Origin of the sequence: Micromonospora antibiotica, from assembly GCF_017599305.1 — a bacterium.
Taxonomy (GTDB): Bacteria; Actinomycetota; Actinomycetes; order Mycobacteriales; family Micromonosporaceae; genus Micromonospora; species Micromonospora antibiotica.
Map to the genome: position 1 here is coordinate 180701 of NZ_JAGFWR010000008.1, position 21407 is coordinate 202107.

General features: G+C 75.0%; 17 protein-coding genes. 14 read left to right on the forward strand and 3 right to left on the reverse strand.

The window, feature by feature from the left end:
* Positions 1–5 precede the first annotated feature (5 nt).
* On the reverse strand, positions 6–1328 hold the full coding sequence (locus JQN83_RS16740) for an ABC transporter substrate-binding protein (protein WP_208568144.1): 1323 nt from the start codon (positions 1326–1328) through the stop codon (positions 6–8).
* Positions 1329–1482: 154 nt separating this feature from the next.
* Here JQN83_RS16740 and JQN83_RS16745 point away from each other — a divergent pair, with 154 nt between their 5' ends.
* Positions 1483–2316 (forward strand): phosphoribosylaminoimidazolesuccinocarboxamide synthase, encoded by an 834-nt coding sequence (locus JQN83_RS16745; protein WP_208568078.1) that lies wholly within the window; start codon positions 1483–1485, stop codon positions 2314–2316.
* A 45-nt stretch (positions 2317–2361) separates the two neighbouring features.
* Here the strand turns inward: JQN83_RS16745 and JQN83_RS16750 are convergent, their stop codons facing one another.
* Complete coding sequence (locus JQN83_RS16750) at positions 2362–4395, reverse strand: WXG100 family type VII secretion target (protein ID WP_208568079.1); 2034 nt, start codon at positions 4393–4395, stop codon at positions 2362–2364.
* Positions 4396–4411: 16 nt separating this feature from the next.
* Positions 4412–5467 (reverse strand): WXG100 family type VII secretion target, encoded by a 1056-nt coding sequence (locus tag JQN83_RS16755; protein WP_208568080.1) that lies wholly within the window; start codon positions 5465–5467, stop codon positions 4412–4414.
* Positions 5468–5715: 248 nt separating this feature from the next.
* On the opposite strand from JQN83_RS16755, the gene JQN83_RS16760 reads away from it, so the two are divergent.
* The 13 genes from JQN83_RS16760 to JQN83_RS16820 all read left to right on the forward strand — a co-directional run bounded on the left by JQN83_RS16760 (position 5716) and on the right by JQN83_RS16820 (position 21407).
* Entirely contained in the window at positions 5716–6075 is a 360-nt protein-coding gene (locus JQN83_RS16760) for a WXG100 family type VII secretion target (protein WP_244252578.1), read from the forward strand.
* Between the two features lie 79 nt (positions 6076–6154).
* On the forward strand, positions 6155–6445 hold the full coding sequence (locus JQN83_RS16765) for a WXG100 family type VII secretion target (RefSeq protein WP_088644222.1): 291 nt from the start codon (positions 6155–6157) through the stop codon (positions 6443–6445).
* Between the two features lie 109 nt (positions 6446–6554).
* On the forward strand, positions 6555–6956 hold the full coding sequence (locus tag JQN83_RS16770) for a YbaB/EbfC family nucleoid-associated protein (protein WP_208568081.1): 402 nt from the start codon (positions 6555–6557) through the stop codon (positions 6954–6956).
* The gene (locus tag JQN83_RS16775) at positions 6949–7320 is read left to right on the forward strand and encodes a hypothetical protein (RefSeq protein WP_208568082.1); all 372 of its coding nucleotides are present in this window, start codon (positions 6949–6951) and stop codon (positions 7318–7320) included. The genes JQN83_RS16770 and JQN83_RS16775 overlap by 8 nt, the downstream gene beginning before the upstream one ends.
* 48 nt (positions 7321–7368) lie before the next feature.
* A complete protein-coding gene (locus tag JQN83_RS16780; protein WP_208568083.1) occupies positions 7369–17016 on the forward strand; it encodes a glycosyltransferase in 9648 nt (3215 codons plus the stop codon).
* A 60-nt stretch (positions 17017–17076) separates the two neighbouring features.
* Positions 17077–17436, forward strand: coding sequence for a hypothetical protein (locus JQN83_RS16785; RefSeq protein ID WP_208568084.1), 360 nt, complete (start codon positions 17077–17079; stop codon positions 17434–17436).
* Between the two features lie 12 nt (positions 17437–17448).
* Positions 17449–17817: a hypothetical protein gene (locus tag JQN83_RS16790; protein WP_208568085.1), complete on the forward strand. Its 369-nt coding sequence runs from the start codon at positions 17449–17451 to the stop codon at positions 17815–17817.
* An 83-nt stretch (positions 17818–17900) separates the two neighbouring features.
* A complete protein-coding gene (locus JQN83_RS16795) occupies positions 17901–18461 on the forward strand; it encodes a hypothetical protein (protein WP_307799352.1) in 561 nt (186 codons plus the stop codon).
* Positions 18462–18525: 64 nt separating this feature from the next.
* Entirely contained in the window at positions 18526–19185 is a 660-nt protein-coding gene (locus tag JQN83_RS16800) for a hypothetical protein (protein WP_208568086.1), read from the forward strand.
* 123 nt (positions 19186–19308) lie between these two features.
* Positions 19309–19971 (forward strand): hypothetical protein, encoded by a 663-nt coding sequence (locus JQN83_RS16805; protein ID WP_208568087.1) that lies wholly within the window; start codon positions 19309–19311, stop codon positions 19969–19971.
* 103 nt (positions 19972–20074) lie between these two features.
* Positions 20075–20305, forward strand: coding sequence for a hypothetical protein (locus JQN83_RS16810; protein WP_208568088.1), 231 nt, complete (start codon positions 20075–20077; stop codon positions 20303–20305).
* On the forward strand, positions 20302–20862 hold the full coding sequence (locus JQN83_RS16815) for a hypothetical protein (protein WP_208568089.1): 561 nt from the start codon (positions 20302–20304) through the stop codon (positions 20860–20862). The genes JQN83_RS16810 and JQN83_RS16815 overlap by 4 nt, the downstream gene beginning before the upstream one ends.
* The gene (locus tag JQN83_RS16820; RefSeq protein WP_307799354.1) at positions 20859–21407 is read left to right on the forward strand and encodes a hypothetical protein; all 549 of its coding nucleotides are present in this window, start codon (positions 20859–20861) and stop codon (positions 21405–21407) included. The genes JQN83_RS16815 and JQN83_RS16820 overlap by 4 nt, the downstream gene beginning before the upstream one ends.

Sequence of the window (21407 nt, forward strand, 5' to 3'; positions counted from 1 at the left end):
ACCCGTCACCGGGCCAGGGCCGCCTGGGCCCGGGCCATGAACTGGGTCGTCGCCGCCCGCGCCCCGGAGCGCCCCGCGCGGATGCTCCGGGCCGCCTCGGTGAGCAGGTCACGCACCTCGCCGTGCCCCTTCGGCGGCGGTTCGGGTGCCGGGCCCACCTGCTGGCGCAGCGCCTCACCGAGGGCGGCGACCTGCTCGGCCAGCGGATCGTCGATGGTCTGGACCACCGCCTGCCGCACCGTCAGGCTGGCCGGCAGCCCCCGTTCCACGCCGAGCAGCCGGCCCACCTCCACGCTGCTGGTCAGGAAGTCGACCACGTCCGCCACCACCTGCGGATGACGGGTGCCCCGGAATCCGGCCCAGTACATCGACGCCCGGTCCCACTGGGCGGCCCGGGGGCCGGGGAAGCCGACCAGGGCCAACTCGTCGTCGCAGTAGCGCTGAAGCTCGGGAAACTGGTGGGACCAGGCGAACGACGCGGCGGTGTGCCCGGTGACGACCAGTTGCCGGGCCGGCTCGCCGCCGTCGGCCCGGTCGACCAGCGCTGCCGCCGGAGTGGCCTGCTGGCTGCGGGCCCGTTCCCAGAATTCGAACCAGTCCAGCAGCGCCGCCGAGCCGAAACCCAACTGGCGTCCCTGGTAGAACTTGGTGCCCAGGCCACGCAGCCAGAGCCACAGTGCGCGGTGGTCGCCCGACGGGTCCATCGAGCCGGCGACCCGGCCGCCGCCGGCCCGGGTCACCCGGGCCGCCCAGCTCAGGTAGTCGGCCCAGGTCATCGCGGCGGTCGGCGCGGGCTCCCCGAGCCGGCGGAGCAGAGCGCGGTTGAACACCACGGCGGCGTGGGTCTGCGCGGCCGGCACGCCGTAGACCCGGTCGTCGATCTTCCCGTAGTCCACCAGGCCGGGCGGCAGGGTGTTCAGGTTGATCCGGCCGTCGTCGACGTAGCCGCCGAGGTCCAGGAGGATGCCGCGCTGGGCGTACTCGCCGAGCATCGAGTCGTCGATCTGGAACAGGTCGGGCACGTTACCGCCGCCGGCCTGGGTGGCGAGCCGGTCGTAGTAGCCGCCCTGCCCCTGCCAGGTCACCCGGAAGGTGACCAGCGGGTTGCGGGCCGAATAGAGCCGCAGGGCCCGTTCGGTGGCCTCCGCCCGCTTGGTGCCGCCGTACCAGAAGACGGACAGCTCCACCGGGCCGTCCTGCACCGGTGACTCCTCCTCGACGCCGCACCCGCTGAGTCCGCCGGTGGCCAGCACCGGCAGCCCGAGCAGTGCACCGAGCAGCCGCCGGCGGGCCGGGTCGATGCCGGGTCGGGGCAGCGGGGGACGCACAGCGGGCAACGGGTGCTCCTGGGAAGGGGTGGGCCGGTAGCCGGATCATTCACGCAGGTGGCGCAGGTGGGTGTCAACGGGCCGCGGCCTGCTGGCCGCCCTGGCTCCGGGTGGGCGCACCGGCGGGCCGGGCACCCGTGGTGTACTAGGGCGCGTGGAACTTCTGCACTCGGGCAAGGTCCGGGACGTCTACACCGACGGCGACGACCTGATCCTGGTCGCCTCCGACCGGATCTCCGTCTACGACGTGGTGCTACCCACCCCGATCCCGGACAAGGGTCGGCTGCTCACCGCCCTGTCGCTCTGGTGGTTCGAGCAACTCGCCGACCTGGTGCCGAACCACGTCATCTCCGCCACCGAGGTGCCCGCCGAGTTCGCCGGTCGGGCGATCCGCTGCCGCCGGCTGGACATGGTGCCCGTCGAGTGCGTCGCCCGGGGCTACCTGACCGGCGGTGGCCGCACGGAGTACGAGCGCACCGGCGCGGTCTCCGGCGTGCCGCTGCCGCGTGGCCTGGTCGAGGCGTCGATCCTGCCGGAGCCGATCTTCACCCCGTCGACCAAAGCGCCGGCCGGGGAGCACGACGAGCCGATCACCTTCGCCGAGGTGGTGGACAAGGTGGGTGCCGAGACCGCCGAGCGGCTGCGCCAGATCACCCTCGACGTCTACCGGCGGGGCGCGGAACTCGCCGCCGACCGGGGCATCCTGGTCGCCGACACCAAGATCGAACTGGGCTGGGCGGCGGACGGCACCCTGGTCCTCGGCGACGAGGTGCTCACCTCCGACTCGTCCCGCTACTGGCCGGCCGAGTCGTACCAGCCGGGTCGCACCCAGTTCTCCTACGACAAGCAGTACGTCCGGGACTGGGCGACCGGCAGCGGCTGGAACAAGCAGCCCCCCGCGCCCGAGGTCCCGGCCGACGTGGTCGAGGCGACCCGGGCCCGCTACGTCGACGTCTACGAGCGGCTCACCGGCGAACGCTGGTCCTGACCCACCGTTCCCGGCCGGCGCTGCACGGGCCGGCCGGGAACAGGGTCAGTTGCCGCCCAGGGCGGTCTTCGGCTCGGCCCGGTAGGAACGGTCCTCGGCCTGCTTGCCGAGCACACCGCCACCCGGGGTCTCCACGCTGAACGCCTGCTCGTCGGTGACGATCCCCGGGCCGTCGCGGCCCTCGTCCCGGTCGTCGTGCCGCGCGGCGGTGGCCCGCCGGGGAGCCAGCTCCGGCGGCACCGGCTGCCCGCCCCGTGCCGGTCGGGGTGCCGGCCCGGCCGACGGGCGACCCCGCAACGCGCCCGGCACCTCCTCCAGCCGGGACACCCGCCCGCCGGACGGTGGCGCGGCCGGCGCGTCCAGCACCGGTGCGGTCGCCTCCGACCGGCCGTCGGCCAGCCACTCGCCGCCCGAGGCCGCCGGGCGTGCCGCGTCGCCCCGGTCACGTCGCTTCGACCGGGGCGTCCCCGGCACCGCGACACTCCTGGCCGGGCTGCCCAGCACGGACGGGGTGGTGCCCGGCCGGGTCGCCGCAGCGGCGTCGCCGGCCCGCTCCCCGGTGGCGCGGCCACCGCCGGCCGTCCGTCGACCCTCCGGACGACGGCTGTGCAACACCGGTGCGGTGGTCTCACCGGCCGGCCGGCCGAACAGGTCGGCGTCGCCGGCACCCGGGCGGACGGACCCGTGTCGCGCCTCGTCCTCCCCCTGCTCGGTGCCCGGCCGGCGGGTGCCCGGCGAGTGCGGCGCCCCCGTCGTCGAAGGGCCGCCGGCACCCCGTACCCCCGGCGGTGGGGTCGCCGCCGACGGGGCACCGGGCCGGCGAAGCCCGCCCGGCGGCGCGGCCCGGCCGCCCGTCGGTGGCGGGGTGGCGTTCGCGCCGGGGGAACGCAACGACGCCTGGGGCGGCTCGGTGACTCCCGGCGCTCCGGCACCACCGCGCAGCACCCCGCTGCGCAACCCACCCCGCTCACCGGTGAGCCCGTCCAGACCCGGCGGCCGGGCCAGCCCGGCCCGGCCCACCCCGGCGGCGTTGGCATTGGCGTTCACGCCGCTCAACCCGGGTGAACCGGTGGGCAGGCCGGGTGGCGGCGCGACCAGCGGCGGCGCCACCACCGGCGGCGGCGTCACGGCGGGACCCGCCCGCCCGTCGGTGCCGGGCGTCGGGACCGGCGCCCCGGTCTCCGGCGGCGGCCTGAGGGTGTCCAGCACCTGCCGGGCCAACTGATCCGGATCGGTCGGGGTGGGTCGGGGCACCGCCCGCACCGGAGTCGGGGGCTGGTTCGTCCCGCCGGGCGGACGCACACCGGGCGGCCCCACCGGTGGCGGCACGCCGACCGGCCCGCGCCACGGCGGGTGACCGACCGGGTTGAGCACCGCGTCCATCGGGAAGAACGGCGGACCGTGCCCGCCGCTGACCTTGCTCAACGTCCCGACGTAGTCGTCGGCGGTACGTCGGGCCAACTCCTGCGCCCGGCGGTTGAACTCCTGCTGTTTCTCCTGGACCGCCTCGGCCTCGGCCGCCTGGATGCCCTTCTCGCCGTCGTACAGGCCCAGGGTGAAGCCCTGCTTGAAACCCTCGGAGAACTGCGTCCAGCCGTCGGAGTTCTTCGCGTCGTCGAGGGCCTCCCGGTATTCCGTCCAGAGCCGCTCCATCTCCGCCCGGGAGTCGCGGGCGATGCCGACCATCGCCCGCAGCGCGGTCACGTTGTGCTGGGCCGCGTCCATCCACTCGTCGAGGTACGCCAGCGTCTTGCCCGGCCCCGCCTTGAGGAACGCGTCACGGGCCTGCGGGGACTTCCAGTGCTCGTCGTGCAGGGTCCGGCTGGCCGACAACAACTGCTGGTGGATGCTCTGCAACAGGTTGTAGGCGTTCTGCCACTGGTCGGCCAGCGCCGAGATGTCCTCCGGGTGCTGCCCCAGCACCTGCTGGCGGACCGCCTCGATGGTGGCCCCGCCCTCGCCGCCCGGTGCCGGGGTGAACTTCAGGTCCGGGTTCTCCGGCGGCATGACGTACCGGGTGCCCTCGCCCCGCGGGCCACCGTGCGCGTACGTGGCCTGGGCACCCCAGTAGTCGGCCATGGTGTCCTCCCCGGGCTCAGATGCCGTAGTCGTGCTGCTTGATCTCGTCCAGCGCCCGCTTGGCGGGGGATTCGGTCAGCTCGGCCGGGTCCACGCCCTCGGTGTCCTGACCGATGTGCAGCTCCTGCGTGACGGTGCCCTTGCCGTCGGTCGTGGTGACCGTGCGCGTGCCGTCGGCGTGCTGCGCGTCTACCCGGGTGGCGGTCGGCTTGTCTGCGGCGTCGAGCTGCTCGCTGGTCACCGTGTGACCGCCGTCGACGCCGTACGACGTGGTCTCCCGACTGCCGCCGGTGCGCCGGCCCTCGGCGTCGGTGTTGGTGGTGGTGACCACCGTCGAGTTGCCGGTGACGACCGTGGTCGTCCGGCTGGTGCTGCTGTCGAGCACCTTGCCGGTGGCGTCGGCCGTGGTGGTGACCGTCTCGGTGCCCACGCCACCGGGCAACGACCGCTGCACGATGGTGCGCACCACGCCGCCGGGGCCGAGCGCGGTGAAGGTGATGCTGCCGTCCGGGGCGACCCGGGGCTGGCCCTGGTCGACGAACTGCTCGGGGGTCGGCGCGGCGTTGGCCTGACCGCTCGACACCGTTTCGAGGTACTGGTCCCACCAGGTCTTGCCGGAGACGAACGGCGGTAGCCCGGCCGGACGTGGCGCGTCGGCCTCGCCGAAAGCGAACCGGACCGCGTCCAGCGAGGCCGCCGACCAGCCGTCGGTGTTGGCGTAGGCGTCCGCCACCGTCTGCGCGGCCATGCCGATGTTAGTCAGCGCCGTACCCAGGTAGGTCAGGTACTGCTGGAACTCGGCGTAGTTCAGGGTGAGCTGGGTGCGGACGTAGACGCCCTCGGGTAGCGCGGCGCCCTCCCAGGCGCGGTGCGGCAACTGGCCGAGCTGGCTCAACCGGCCACCGTGGCTCTGCAGGTTCTCCTGGATGACGACCATGTTCTTGCCGTAGTCGACCAGCCCGTCCGGATCGACGTCGACGGGTTTCTGATCGCCCAGCCAGTCGGTCCGGGTGTTCTGTTCGGTCTCGTACTGGTACGGGTTGCTGCCGCCCGTGCCGTCGTCCTCGGCCACCGAACCTCCCCTGGTGCGGCGGGCCCCCGCCCGAGTGTCACCGGAAAACGCCCCGAGCGTAACCGCTGCCGACCACCGCCGGGACCCGGTATCGCCGCTGTCACCACCCCGACCAGCCACTCTGGACGTAGTGAGGTAGCCCGATTCGTTACGGGGCGCTACCGTCAGGGTCGGCCACGACGGCCACCACCATCAAGGGGACGCTTCCCTGACCGGGGGGCGCAAGCAGAGGAGCGGGTGAGTCCACCTTGACCGACACTCCTGGACTGGGTCAGGTTCACGCCACCCAGGATCAGCTGAACCAGATGGCGACGCGCTGCAACGACACCGGAGAGGGCCTCGCGCTGGGCATGGCACGGCTCATCGAGCGGGTGCAGGCCCTGGGCGGCAGCGGCATGCGCGGCTCGGCCAACAACGCGCTTCAGGACGTCTCCGTGCAGCTCAACGACGGCCTCAAGAAGATCATCTCGGCGCTCGACGAGCTGTCCGGCAAGATGACCAGCGCCGCCACCCAGTACGGCATGAACGACGAGGACGCCGCGACCGAGATCCGCCAGGCCGCCGCCGAGACCGGCGACGCCAGCGTGATGAGCATCCTGCGCGGCTGACGCCGCCGGTATCCGCCGCGGCCGAGTCGACCCTCCCGGGCGGCCCGTGCCGCTGTGACCAGCGAAAGGTGACCTTCCAGTGAGCAGTCCCATCACCTACAACTTCGCCCAGATCTCCGACGTGGCCACCGCCATCGGCACCTACCAGGGCCAGATGGACGGCAGCCTCCAGGACCTCTACACCCAGTTCACCCAGCTCTTCGCGCAGGACTGGCAGGGGCCGGCGGGGCAGGCGTGCGACGAGGCCCGGCAGAAGTGGAACCAGGGCGCCACCGAGATCAAGGAGGCGCTGACCCGGGTCGGCGTGAAGCTCGGCGCGTCGGCCGAGCGGATGCAGCAGGTCGACCAGCAGATCGCCGCCGGCATGTGACCGCCCGGTCCGACGCCCTCCCGGCCGGAGGGCGTCGGACCGGCGGGGCGGCCGGGGCCGGGTCGGCCCGGTTAGGCTGCCCGGCGGAAGGGACCTCGGGGGAGGGACGATGGAGGAACGACCGAACTTCGGCGCGTTGACCGCCATGATCGGTGACCTCAAGAAGGCCTGGTCCGGAATGGACGACGTGCAGCGTCGGATGCTCCGGGTGACCGGCACGGCCTGGTCGGACGACCGCACCGTCAAGGCGGTCGTCGGCCCCCGGGGGCACCTGCTGGAGCTGGACATCGACCCCCGGGTGTTCCGCAACCCCAACTCCAAGGCGCTGGCCGCCACCATCGTGGCGACCGTCCGGCTCGCCGTGGAGGACGCCGCCGAGCAGTCCAAGGAGATCCTCGACGGCAGCATCGCCCCCGACCTGCGGCGGATGGCCCCCGGTGGGGCCCAGCTGGAGAAGCTGCTGCACAGCCACGACGCCGACGTGCGCCTGAAGGGGGACGACGATGAGTAGCTTCGTCGAGATCAGGACGAGCGTCGCCGACATCCTCGGCATCGCCAACCGGCTCCGGATCAACGGGCAGTCGATGTCCACCGCGATGGACGGCAAGCTCGGCGCGATCACCACGCTGGAGGCCGCGCCCGGGACGCTGCCGCGCGACGAGTTCACCGAGGAGTTCCTCAAGACGTACCACAAGTCGGTCGAGGTCTCCGGCGGTGGTGGGCAGCAGATGAACGAGGCGATCAAGGCCACCGTGCCCAAGCTCGGCGAGGCGATGGACAAGCTCGGCGCGTACGTGGCCGACGCCATGTGGAGCTACACCGGCACCGACGACGACAACGCCACCGACATCGACCGGGCCGGTGGCCGGCGCTGACCCGAGGCGGCCGGCCGGGGGACCCGACGGTGCCGGGGAGGACCCCGCGTGAGCGAGAGTGACCACGCCCTCGCCGAGATCCTGGAGTGGTTCTCCGACCTCGAAGCCGCCATCCCGGGCGTCCGCTCCACCGTCGGTGAGATCCTCATCGGCAAGATCCCCGAGTCGGACATCGACGCCGTCTATGAGCTTTCCGACGCCTGGGGTGCCGCGACGCAGGAACTCGCCGCCTTCTACGAGGAGGCGGTGCACGCCGCCGACGGCATCCTGACCAACTGGAGCGGCGACGGGGCCGCCGAGGTGTTCACCCGGGAATGGTTGTCCTACCTGGAGTCGCTCGCCGGCACGGTCGACACCCTCGCGTCCATGGAGGAGGCGGTACAGAGCTTCGGCCTCCAGGTCGAGCTGATGAAGTTCATGGCCCTGCTCGGCCTGATCATGCTCGCCGTCTCGCTGTTCATGCTGGTCGCCGCCGCCATCCCGTCGCTCGGCCTGTCCACCGCCGGCATCCCGGGGGCGTTCGCCGCCTGCCGGGCCGCGATCGGGGCCGCCGCCACCAACGCCGTACGGGCCATCGGCAGCATCTCCGTCCGCGCCGCCCTCGCCGAGGTGACCGCGCTGCTGACCCGTACCCTGCCGACGCTCGTGCGGACCCAGTTGCCGAACCTGGTCCGCACCCAGGTCCCCCGGCTGGTCACCACCCAGCTGCCGCGCTTCGCGCGGACCCAGGTCCCCGCCTTCGTCCGGCAGACCCTGCCGACGGTGATCCGGCAGGGCGCCGGCACCCTGGCCCGCAACACCCTGCCGCGCAACGTCATCGCCCGGTCGGTCGCCGACCGGATGGCCGGTCAGTGGCTGCGCGGCGTCACCAACCGGGAACTGCTGCGTCAACTCGGCCGGGAGGCCGGGCTGGAATCCCGACGGCTGGCCGGGCGGAGCCTGCTCGCCGCCCGCAACCAGCTCGCCCGGGAGATCGAGGAACAGTTGCTGCGCAGGTTCGGTGCCCGGGTCGGCACCGACCTCGCCACCCGTGGCGGCGTACGCCTGGCCGGCACCGAGGCGTTCGAGCAGCTCAGCCGGGCCACCCTGAGCCAGTACGCGACCCGTGAGATCGCCACCACCACCTTCGGCCGGGAGCTGACGAAGTACCTGGGTCAGCGGGTGGCGTTCGGGGCGGGATTCATGGGCGGCGGCAACCTGCTGGGCCAGATGTACCAGATCGCCGGGGGCGAACGGGCCAGCCTCGACCTCGGTCAGCTCGGCGTCTCCACCGTCCAGGGTGGGCTGTTCGGGGCGTCCATGTTCGGCGGTATCCCCGGCCACGTCATCGGCGGTGGGGTCACCGGCGCCCTGGTGACCGGTGCGACCGACGCCGCGCAGGGGAAGTTCGACCTGCAGAACATGCTGCACGGCGGCGCGGAGGGGGCCAAGGCCGGCGTCATCTTCGGCGCGCAGAACAAACTGGACACCGTCCGGGTCGGCGGGACGAACCTGCGGATCGGGCGCGACGTGATGGTGCTCCCCGAGGGGATGGCCGCCGTCGACCGGGCCGCCGGCCTGCGGGTCACCTACAGCGAGCGGTGCGCGGTCTGGGCCCACGTCGACGGCGACGGCCAACGGCTCGACGGCGGGGCCATCGCCGCCGACGGCACCGTGCTCGCCCGCGACGGCGTCCGGTCGCCCGACCCGACGGTGGTCGACGGCGACGGGCCCACCCCCGGCGGCCCGGGTGGCCCGCACCCGCCGCGACCCGAGCTGCCCCCGGCCGACCTGCCGCAACGCACCGACCTGGCGGGCGGCACCGGAGGCGGGGACGGCGGCGGCCCGCGCCAGCCCGCCCACCCGACTCCGGTACGCAGCCCGGAGGCGGGGGCCCGCCTCGCCGACCCGGCCCGCCCCTCTGTGGACCCGGCCCGGCCGTCTGCCGACGTGGTGCGGCCCGGGGGTGAGCGGACGCCTGGGGAGTGGTCCCGCCCGGGTGGCGACCGGGTGGTGGGGGAGTCGACCCCGCCGACCGGCGAGCGGGCGGCCGGTGAACCGGCGACCCGGTCGACGCTGCCCGACACCGCGCCGCCGCACGGTCCCGTCGACGGCGGTCCCACCCACCCCGACAGCCCGCCGCCCGGCCGCGACGTCGACCCCGGCGGCCGCGACCCCGCGTCGCCCGCCCGCGACGTCGAGCCGGTCCGCCGTGACGCCGACCCGGGACACCGCGACGCCGAGCCTGTCCGGGCCGACACCCGCCCGGACCACTCCCGCCCCGGGGACCGCCCGGCCACCGCCCGGCACCCGCAGGACCGGCCCCCCGAGGATCGTGGGGCGGAGAACCGGTGGCCCGAGGAGCAGGACGCGCAGACCGGGGCCTCGATCCGTCCCCGGGTCGCGCCCGGCCGGACCGGAGAGGACCTGGACAACTCGTGGCCGAGGAGAACCGGTGATGGCGATTCTGGTGGACTTCGAACTGGTCCGGAAGGACAGTCGGGAGGTCGAGTACAGCTTCGGCTACCCGGAGAAGGACCGTCGGCTGGCCATCCAGAAGGCGTCCCGGGAGGGGCAGATGCTGGACGGGCCGGCGGACATGCAATACCGGAAGGCGTACGGCAGGATCCTGCGGATGCAGGCCGAGGCGGCGAGCTGGCCGCCGGGGGGCAGCTACGCGGCGTAGCGCAGGGACACGTTCCGGTAGAGCTGGTGCCGGCCGGGTCGCATCCGGTCGGGCCCTCGGTGCCGTTGCCCGAGGTGGTGCGGTCGACGTTCGACGGGCACGTCGGTCAGCTGCTGGCCGGCCGGGACGCCGGCCCGGTGGACCAGCCGCACCGGGCGAGCTGGGACGAGTCGTCCCGGCTGCTCACCGTCGAGTACCCGGACGGGCTACGCGTCGGGGTGGTGCTCCAGGTCAACTCGGCGCTGCCACCCGGGCAACCGGTGGTGCTGCGGCCTGGAATGGCGGTCGAGCACGGGCAGTGGGTGCAGCGGGAGCCGGCCGGGGTCGTGCTGCCGGAGCACCTGCCCGCAGACCCGGCCGCGCGGGCCGCCTTCGTCGACCGGCAACTCGGCGACGCCTGGCGCACCCTGCACCACGAGATCCACCAGGTGCTCGACCGTCCCGTCGATCCCGGCCGGTCCGGGGTGCCGACGGACGGCATCCCGGCGGACGGCGTGCCGGCGGAGGGCATCCCGGCGGAGGGCGTGCCGGCGGACGGCATACCGGCGGAGGGCGTACCGGACGGGGGACGGGACGGGGCGACGCCGCCGGACGGGCCGACGCGACCCGGACCGGCGTGGACGCCGCCGGAGCCGTCGCTCGCGGCGCTGGAGGCACCGGTGCGACCCGACCCGCCGGTGCTGGACGCCGACGCGGTCGGTTTCCGGGACGCCACCGCCCCCGCGCCGGCACCGCCGACGCCGCTGACCCCGGACACCGTGCGCGGCCTGCTCGCCGGCGACCCGGCGACCCCCGGGCAACTGCGGGACTGGGCCCGGGAACACCTCGCGGTACGCCAGCAGGACGGCTCCTACCTGCCGCGCAGCCAGGCGGAGATCGACGCCGTGGTGGCCCGGCTGCGCGCGGAGACGACCGCGCTGGTCGCGCAGCGGACCCCGGCCGACCCGAACGCCACGCCGCCCGCCGGCCCACCTCGGGTGGGCGACGAGCTGCCGATCAGCCAGGAACTCGCGCCGAGCGGCAACTTCCCCGCCCACCGCACCCGGACCGGCGCGGAACTGCCCGAGCAGGTGCACGAGCTGGTGGACAGGGCGAAGGAGCACCTGCTCGCCCGGTACCCGCAGGCGGCGGTCGCCGGCCGGCTCGCCGACCTCGACGCGGTGGCCGGGCAGGCCGACCGGTTGCAGGCGGCCGCCGACCGGGCCCGCGACGGCGGCCCCCTCGGTGACGTTGTCCGGGAGGTACGCGCGCTGAGCCGGGCGGTCGACGGGTACGCCGACCGCTACCGCGACTGGCGGGACTTCTCCCGGGGCGGGGAACACGCCGACCCGGGCTGGCGGGACCTGGACGGGGTGGACCCGCTCAACTCCGTCGAGATGGCGCACCGGGTGGTCAGCGTGGACCCGGTCACCCACCGGTTCCACGCCATCGACCAGGCGATCGCGGTGGCGAAGATCGGTGACGTGCTCGGGCCGGCGTTCGAGCGGCACGCGGCCGACACCTTCGACCGCGTCATCCCGAAGGCCCCCGACTCCGCCCGCGCCCTGGTGCCGGCCGAGGCGTACACGCCCGCCCTCGAACAGTGGATCGCGCAGGGCGCGCGGGGCGGTTTCGACTCCCGGCACGGACTGACCTTCGTCGCCGCCGAGGACGGCGGGCGACCGCGACCGATCAGCGCCCTCGCCGCGACCGTGCTGCACGAGGGCATGCACCGCCTCCAACCGAACCCGGACCACATCGGGGCGCACCTGCTCGAAGCGGTGGCCGAGGGCCGGCTTCCGCGTGCCGCGCGGGACGCCGCCCTGGTCGGCCTGCGCTTCGAGGGCGAGTTCCAGGCGTTCACCGTGCAGCAGCAGTTCCTGCGGGGACTCGCCGGATTCCGGTCGACCGACCATGCCTCGGACCCGCGCCTGCCGCGTTCCGACGGCTACCGGTCGCTGGCCGACCTCACCCCCCGGGAGCTCCAGGAGTACGTCGCCAGCCGCTACGTCGCGCCCTCCAGCCGGTCGGCGCTCTCGCCGGACATGCTCCGGCGGCTCGCCGAGCTGCCACCGGAGAGCTTCGTGGAACGGGCCCGGCATGCCATTGAGGAGGCCACCCACCCACTCGCGGAGCAGCGACGACAGGGCACCCTCCACGGCCCGATGAGCCGCGACGTCGCCGAACGGTACGGCCTCGACCTGGACACCCTGGGCAGGGAACAGGCGGGACGGGTGGAGCCGCCGCTCCGCGACCGGGGCGGCCCCGCCCCGACCGTCCCCCCGGATTCCGCCGGACCGCCGCCGCTCGCGGAGTGGGGTCCCGGGAGCCCGGCGGACCGTCCCGGGTTCCGACCGTCCGATCCGGTTCCCGAACGGCCCCGGGGTGGGCTGCGGCGCATGGTCGACCGGGTCGCCGGTGTGTTCCAGACGGCGGAGGCCCCGCAGGCGCGGCCCTGGGGCGACGATCCGCAGGACGCTCCGGTCGACCGGCCGCCTCCCGGTGACCCGCGACCCTGGGCGTCCGACGGACCCTGGTCGCCGGGGGAGGTCGGGCCTGCCCGGGGTGGGCCCCGGCCGCCCGTCCCGGCGGTGGACGCCGCCACCCTGCTGCGGGCCGAGGAACGGCGGTACGCGCTGGAGGAACTGCGCGCCGCGACGGACCCGATCGACCAGGCACGGCTCCGGGCGGAGCTGGACCGGTTCGACGCCGACCTCGCCCGGCGCGGTTACCCCGTCCACCAGCTGGAACCGGTCCCCGAGGCCGCCCGGCCGCAGGACGGGCCGTCCGTCGACGGACGCGACCACTCCCGTCACGACGAGCTCTGGACCGACCGCCGGTGGCGGCAGGAGGACCGCCGACCCTCGCTGGACGAACTGCTCCCCTCCTCCGACGAGGAGGTGGCGGCCTGGTCGGATGTCGTCCGCGCGGAGGTCGCCGCCCAGTTGGACGGGCGTGAGTTCGCCGGCCTGCGGCTCCGCCTCGACCTAGCCGACGAGTACAGCGTCAGTGTGCACCAGGACCAGGTGATCGTCCGGGCCGACATCGTCGATCCGGAACACGGCAGCGTCGGGCGGGTCGTGCGGGCGTTCCACCGCGACCACGACGGCAGTCTCTTCGTGGAGCACACCTCGCTGCGGCTCGCGGAGAGCGTGCAGGGCAGGGGCTTCGCCCGGGAATGGAACGCCTACCTGGAGGACTGGTACCGGGAATCGGGCGTGCAGCGGATCGAGGTGCACGCCGCCTCCACCGTCGGCGGGTACGCGTGGGCGCGCGACGGGTACGACTGGGCGCCGGACACCGGGCACCGGGCGAACGCCGTGCTGGACCGGCTCCGGGCCGAACTGCGCGAGGTGGACGCCGACATCGCGCTGGCCGGCCGCTCCACCGACGGCCCCGTCGACCCCGACCGGCTCCGGGCGCGGTACGGCACCACCGATGCGCAGCGGGTGCTCGCCGAGGCGTACCGGCAGCGGGAGGCGGGGCGGGAGATCCTGGACCGGGCGGCCCGGCACCCCTTCGGCAGCAGCCGGTATCCGACCCCGTTCGAGATCAGCCAGGCCGGCTGGGGCGAGCACCACCGGGGGCGGGACGCCTCGTGGATCGGCAAGCGGGCCCTGCTCGGCGCGGACTGGAAGGGCGTCAAGCCGGTCAGCGACACCGGCCCGCTGCACCCCCGCTCGGCGTACACCGTCGGGTTGCCCCGGGTGCCCGACCCGTCGGCGATCCACGGCCTGCTCAGCGGCGGCCATCCGCCGGTCACCGCCGCCCGCGTCCCCGACGCGCAGTTCCACGGGTACGGCCGGGAAACCCCCGAGCCGGAGCTGGTACGGCAGCTCGGCGACGACGCCCTGCGGCAGACCATGGGCCGGTTGCCGGCCGACAGCCCGCTGCGGGACGTACGGCTGGAGTTGACCGCCGTGCCGGCGGACGCGCTGCCCGACGGCGCGGTGGCCCGGTCGGTGCCGGTCGACGCGGCCGGCCGGGACCTGCCGCACGGCATCGTCCCGCCGGACGGGGGCGGGTGGCGGATCGAACTGTCCGACCGGGCGGCGGACGTCACCGTGGCGCGGGCCGTCGCCCACGAGGCCGCCGAGCTGACCGCGATCAGCGAGCGGGCGGCCGGTGGGCTGGACCCGTTCGCGCCGGCCGCGTTGACCCCCGGGGCGCTGGCCGACGGCGTCGGCCTGAGCCCGCACGACCTGGGCCGGCTGGCCGAGGCGGAGGTGCTGGCCGACCTGCTGCACGACCCGGCGCAGGCGGCGTACGCCCGCACCGAACTGCGGGCCCTGCGCGACCATCTCGGGCTGCACCCGGACGATCCGGGCCTGGCGGCCCGGCTGCGGTTGCTCGACGGGCGGCTGAGCGACGCCGGCCGGGAGGCGCTCGTCGGCGCCGACCCGCCGGCCCGGACTCCGACGCTGCGGATGCTCGGCTTCGCCGAGGGGGTCGCCCCCGGCGGGACGGTGCACCGGGTGGCCGAGGCCCTCGGTGGGCGCGGCGACGAGCTGAGGATCCGGGTGCCGGGGGCGCAGCCGTCCACGCCGGCCCCCGGGGTGCGGGTGTTCGGCGCCGATCCCGTCCCGGGCGTCACCGGGCCGCTGAGCCCGCTGCTGCGCCCGGACGGGCTGCCCGGCGACGTGGACGTGCTGGTCGGCCACGGGCAGACGGCGGGCATCGCGGACGTCCGGCGGGACGCCTACCCGGACGCCACTGTCGTGCAGCTCCTCGACCGGGTGCCGACCGACCCGGAACACCTGCGGGTGCTGTCCCGGGCGGACCTGGTGGTGGCCGTCGGCCCGGACGTGGCGGACGGGCTGCGGCAGGGACTGACCGGGCTGGGCGGGCGGACGCCGGAGATCCGCGAGGTGACGCCGGGGTTCGTGCCCCGCCCGGTGCCGCCCGCCGGTGACGGCCCCGGCGCAGGCCCGAGGCTCCTGGTGTACGACGGCGACTCGGCCGCCCACCGCCAGGCCGCCCGGGTGGTGGCCGAGTTACGGTCCCGGGGTCTGGACGGTGCCCGGCTGGTGGTGACCAGTGTGGAGTCCGACCCCGGCGTGCGGCAGGTGCTGAGCCGGGAGTTGAGCACGCTCGCCGGCACGTTCGTGGAGGTCCGTGCGCTGCCGACGGAGGCGGAAGCGGTCACCGCGACGTTCCACGCGGCGGACGTCGTGCTGGCGTCGTCCCGGGGCGACGGCTACGACCCCGGGTTCGTCCTCGCCGCCGAACACGGCGTCCCCGTCCTGGTCGACGGCGCGACCGGTGCCGGCCGGCTGCTCACCGACCCCGACCGGGTCCCGGCCGGCCTGGGTCGGGACTCCGTGGTCGACGAACCCCCGTCCGCCACCACCGCCTGGGCGGACCGCGTCCAGGGGCTGACCGACCACGCCGTCGCCGGCCGCGAGCGCGCGCTGGAGCTGCGGGGGCACCTCACCGGACGGTTCGGGCCGGAGGTGACCGCGCAGGTCGTGCACGACGGTCTGGCGGCGGCCGGGGTGCGGGCCGGCCGGGTCGCCGACGGCGACTGGTTCGGCGAACTCTCCCCGTACGAGGTGGTGCGTCGGAACCCGGCCCCGACCGGGGAGACCGCCGGGCGGCTGCGGGTGATGACCACCTGCACCGAGTGGCACTCGAAGCTCGGCGGGGTGCCGACGGCCAACCGGGAGCTGACCGAGGCGTTCGCGGCGGCCGGGGCGCAGGTGCACGCGCGGGTGTCCGCGGTCGACCCGGACCAGCCGGAACTGGTCCGGGAACGCGTCGCCGACAACCTGGAGGTGACGGGCGTACGGCCGGTGTGGGGGGTGCTGGACGCCAAGGGCCTGCCCGACACGAGGGCGCTGCTGATGCTCTTCGAGAACCTGCCGCCCGAGGTGGACGTCGTGGTCGGCCACTCGCGGTTCAGCGGTGGCGTGGCCCGGCTGCTGGTGGAGCAGCTCTACCCCGGGGCCCGCTACGTCCACGTGCTGCACACCGCGCCGGAGGTGCTCGACGGTCTGCGGGGCAACCCGGGTGAGGGCCTCGGACACGCCGAGACGGAACGTCGCCTGATGGCCGGTGCCGACCTGGTGACCGGGTTGGGTCCGCTGCTCGGTCAGGAGGCGGCCCGGCTGGCCGGGGAGGGGACGGCCCACCCGCCCCGGACCCACGAGATCGTCTCGGACATGCCCCGCCTGCCGGGCGAGCCGGCCGTCCGGCCGGCCGGCAAGGTGGGCTTCGACCTGGTCGTCCAGGGTCGCGCCACCGACCCGATCAAGGGCATCGACTTCGCCGCGAAGCTGATCCGTCACCTGCGTGCCGAGGGGGTCGACGTCCGGCTCACCGTGCGCGGTGCGCCCCCCGCCGACGTCGCGGCGCAGACCGAACGGCTCGCCCACCTCGCCGGGACCGGGATCCGGGTGCTGCCGTTCGTGAAACCGGGCAGCCCGGAGCTGATGACCGACCTGTACACCGCCGACCTGGTGCTGATGCCGTCGATCCACGAGGGCTTCGGCCTGGTGGCCAGTGAGGCCGCCCGGGCCGGGGTGCCCGTGCTGGTCGGCGAGGGCACCGGCGCGGGACTGTTCTTCGGCGACCCGAGGTACGTGCCGGCCGCCCTGGGCGAGGCGGCCACGGTACGGGACGGGGTCACCGTCGCCGCGTGGCGGAGCGGACTCGCAGCGATCACCCGTCCGGACGGCACGGTGGACCCGGCGGACCAGCGGGCGCTGCTGGACCGGGTGGCCGACGAGCGGGTCCCGGTGTGGGCCGGGCACGTGCGGCGGCTCCTGGGCGAGCTGTCGACCCAGCGTGACCGGGCGCTCGACCTGCGCCGCTACCTCGACGCCAGGTATCCGCCGGGCAACGCGGCCCGGGAGCTGCTGGAGGTGTTGACACGCCCGACGGAAGCCGGGTCCCGCCCGGGGCCGGTGTCCCGCCCGGACGCCGGGTCCCGTCCGGATGCCGGGTCCCGCCCTGAGTCCGCCGGCACCGGGTCCGGGCACGACGGCGACGCCGACGCGCCGACGCCCGACGTGCCGTCTCCCGACGTCGACCGTCCGGCGTCGGGCCGCTAGCGTGAGGACGGAGCCGACCGGCCGACCGTGCAGGTGTCGACGAGGGAAGGGCGCAGCCTGATGACCGACGCTGATCCGGACCGGGACGCCGCCGTACACCTGCTCACCCAGTACGACCACGGGCCGGCCGGCGACGGGCCCGGCGTACGGCGGCCCATCGGGCTGGCCGAGGCGGCCGACCTGTGGCGGCGGGCCCTGGAGTCCGGTCGGGCGGCCGAGTCGACGGTGGACGCGCCGGAGGAGGGCGACGACGTGATCGCCTTCTCGACCGCGCGGGCGCACGTGGTGGCGGCCCTGCTGGAGGAGTTCGCGGCCCGGGTCGAGCCGGGTAGGTCCACGCCGGCGGTGCGGGCCGACGATTCGCTGGCGGAGCTGGCGACGCAGCTCGCCCGGCACCTTGAGTCGGGCACCGGTTACTGAGGGGACGTGGTGATGAGCGACGACGACCTGACCGTCCCGGTCCCACCGGCCGACCCCACCCGGGAGCTGCTGATCTGGCCCGACTACCAGCGGGACGCCGGCGGTCGTACGACGGCGCGAAGGGTCGGGCTCGACGAGCAGGCCGCCCGGTGGCGGGCGACTGTCGACGCGGGACGCCCGACCGAGGAACGGCTCGGTCGGGCCGCCCCCGGGCTGGTGTCGATGTCGAGCGCCCGTGGCCTGGTCGTCGCGGCGATGCTGCGGGAGTTGGCGGCCCGGGTCCGGCCCGGATTCAGCTGTGGTCCGGTCCGCTCCGACGGCTCGCTCAGCGTGCTGGCCCGCGAGCTGGCCGACGACCTGCGTCGCCGTACCGACCGATGACCCCGGCCGGTGACGGGCCCGACCGGTGGCGGACGGCGGAGCCGGTTCCCCGACCGGACGGGACCCCGTACGGCGAGGGGGGCGTGATCCTGCTGCCGGCGCTGCGTACCCGCGACGAGGCCGACGTCTACCTCGACCTGCACCCCTGCCCGCGCTGCGGCTCGATGGAGACCGCCTGGCGGGACGGGCCCGTGACGGTCCGGTCGCGGCGGGCCCACCGGTACGCCGGCCCCTGCGCCGACTGCGGCGACAGCCGGGAGTTCCTGTTCGAGGTTTCCGGGGACGACGACGGACCGGCCGCGCCGGGGCCAGGCCCGAGGACCTGGTTCGGTGGGGACCGGCCCTCCCTGCTGCTCGATCCCGGCGAGTGGATGCTCGTCGCCGACTGGTGTGTCGAGGCGTGGTCGTCGTCGGACGCCCGGGGGGACGACACCGGGGCGGCGGACTCACTGTGGACCGCCGTGGCCGCGATCGAGGAGGTGCGCAAGTTCCTCCCGGCCGACGCCGACACCGTGCCCGAGTCGGTGTTCTGGTCGGTGCGGGGCCGTACGGTCTACCACCGGGAACCCGGCCGGTTCCGGCGTCGCCGGTTGCAGGTCCTGGTGGACCTATACCTCAACCGGATGCCCTGGGTGCCGTCGTGACCGGGGCGTCCGCCGCCGGGCGCACCGGCCTACCGATCGACCCCAGCCAGGTACGGAGGAGTGGATGGACACCCAACGGGTGATCGACATGCTCGAACGTGCCGTCTTCACCGCCGACGAACGGGTGAGGCGGACGTTCGGCGGGCCGGCCCTGCTGGGGGTGGAGACGGCCCAGATGGGCTACGAGGCGCGGCCGGCGGACTGGGCGGTGGCCCGGGAGAGCTGGGTCGACGAGGTGATCGAGGTGGTCGGCACGAACGGTGCCGTGACCACCACCGTCGGCCTGCTGTTCCCCCGTGCCGGTGCGGGTCTGGTGTTGAATTCGCCGGCCACGATGGCGGCGCTGGGCCGACGGGTAGGGGTGGACCTCGATCCGGTGGCGTACGCCGAACTGCTCGCCGTCCTCTACTCCGGCGCGACGCTCGACGGCCGGTTCGGGTACGCGTTCTCCGCGACCCCCGGGTTCCCGCCGGGCTGGCTGATCCGCGACCCGGACCACTTCCGCACCGCTTTTCCGGTGCCGTCGGCACCCCCGGTCGGGCCCCCGACGTTCGCCGGTCGGGCCGACGGAAGCTGGACGCTGCGCTTCTGGTCGCACGACTACCACCTGTTGGAGGCGCTGGCGGCGGCGGTCGACGTCCACGAGTGGGAGGTGACCGGTGGCCCGGCCGGACCGGCCTCCTGGTCACGCCGGACGGTCGGCACCCGACTGCCGCTCGCCTGAACGACGACGACGGCGGTGACACCGGTAGGACGCGGTGAACCCGGCAGGGCGCCGCGCGGGCCGACTCCTGGCGGGTCGGGTGGCAGAATGACGTGCGCCGACGGCCGGACGGGGAGGTTGCTGGTGGACACGGAGTGGACGACCGGGGCGCTCCAGCGGTACGTGCTGGCCTCCGACGAGGCCACCGGACAGGTGTGGGTAGGCCCCGAGTCGGTCACCGTGAAGACCGACCGGTTCCGTTACCGGGCCCGGCCGGCACAGTGGGCCGTCGTCGACGCGGACTGGCTGGCCGAGGCGGTCCGGGTGGTGGCGGCACGGCAACCCATGTTCGTCACCCATGGCCTGCTGCGCACCACGTCGGGCGGGACGCTGCACCTCAACCGGCCCGGGGTGATGGCCGAGCTGGGCCGCCGGGTGGGTGCCGGGCTGGAGCCGTCGGCGTACGCGGAGCTGCTGGGTGAGCTGTACTCGGCGTGGACGATCGACGGCTCGGTGGTGCGCCCCTTCTCGGTGACCGAGGGCACCCGCGCCGGCTGGCTGATCCGTGACCCCGACCATTTCACCCAGGTGCTCGCGGTGCCGGACGCACCGCCGGTGATGCCCCCGACCTTCGTGCCCGACCCGGACGGGGGCTGGACCTTGCGGTTCTTCTCACACAACCACTACCTGTTGGAGATCCGCTCCGCGGTGGACGTGTACCGGTGGACGGTGACGGGTGGACCGGACCGGGCGGCGACCTGGGTCCGGGAGACGGTCGCCGAGCGGGTGGAGCGTCCGCTGCCGTGACCGGTCGGAGCGCCGGCAGCGGCCGGCCGGCAGAGACCAGCCCCGGCCCGTCGGTCCGGGCGGGCGGTCCGCCCGGTGGCGGACGGCATCCGGAGGTGACCCGATGGCGATGACCGACGACCCGGAGCGGCAACGCCGGCTGCGCGCGCTGGCCGACCTGCACGCCCGGTGGCAGGCCACGCACCAGGTGGACGACGTCGACTTCACCCCCGAGGGCGCCGACTCGGCGCAGCGTCGGTCACCGTCGGCACAGGCGCAGCGCGAGTACATGCGCCAGGCCCGGGAGATCATGGACCTCGACCCGGACACCGGCCACTACCGGGACACCGAGTGACACTGCTGCCCGCCGTCCGGACCCGGGACGAGGTCGACGTCTACCTGGAGCTGCACCCGTGCGGCCGGTGCGGGTCGATGGAGGTCGCCTGGACCGCGACGGCGACGACGCGGGAGTCCCGACCGGCGTACCGGTACTCCGGTCGGTGCGCCGAATGCCACGAGCAGCGCGAGTTCCTCTTCGCCCTGCCCGAGGGGCGCACGGCACCCGCCGACGCCGGTCCGCACCCCCGCAGCAGGTTCGGCGGCCCGCAGCCGTCCGCCCTACTCGACCCCGGTGAGTGGCTGCTCGTCGCCGACTGGTGCGGGGAGGCGGCGGAGGTGGCCGAGCGGCAGGGCGACGACGCCGAGGCGGCGGACCTGCGGTGGACCGCCGTGGCCGCCCTGGAGGAGGTCCGTAAGTTCCTGCCTGAGACCGGCGACGCGGTGCCGGAGGCGGCCTTCTGGTCGACCCGGGGGCGGACGGTCTACCAGCGGGAGCCGGGGCGGTTCCGTCGTCGCCGGATCGAGGTGGTCCGGGACTTCCACCTCGACCACATGCCGTGGAGCCCGGCGTGACGCCGCTGGCCGCGCGCTCCACCCACGAGGCCCACCTCTACATGGACCTGCAACCGTGCGGCTGCGGGCAGGGGCGCTTCCCGCGCGCCTCCACCGTGCTCACCCTGCCCGACGGCGACCTGGCCCGCCGCTACACCGGCGCGTGCCAGGGGTGCGGCGCGGCCCGCGAGTTCCTGTTCCGGCTGCCCGCCGCGCCCGTCGACGTCGAGGAGGGCTTCCGGTACGGCGGCCCGGAGCCGTCCCGGCTGATCGACGCCGGGGAGTGGCTGTGGGTGGCCGAGAACCACGCCCGGGCGGTGCCGGCCGGGGCGCGGACCCTGCCGGAGGCGGACCGTCGGCGGTGCCGGTCCCGGCTGACCGCCGCCGTCGCCGCGCTCGACGAGGTGGTGAAGTTCGTGCCGCCCGGCGGGGCCCGGGTGCCGTTCACGGCGGTCTGGACGGCGCTGGGCCGCACGGTCTACCAGCGCGAACCGGGCCGGTTCCGGGCCGGCCGGCTGGTCGCGGTGCGGTCGGCGTACGTGGGGGCGCTGCGCCGCCTGGGCTGA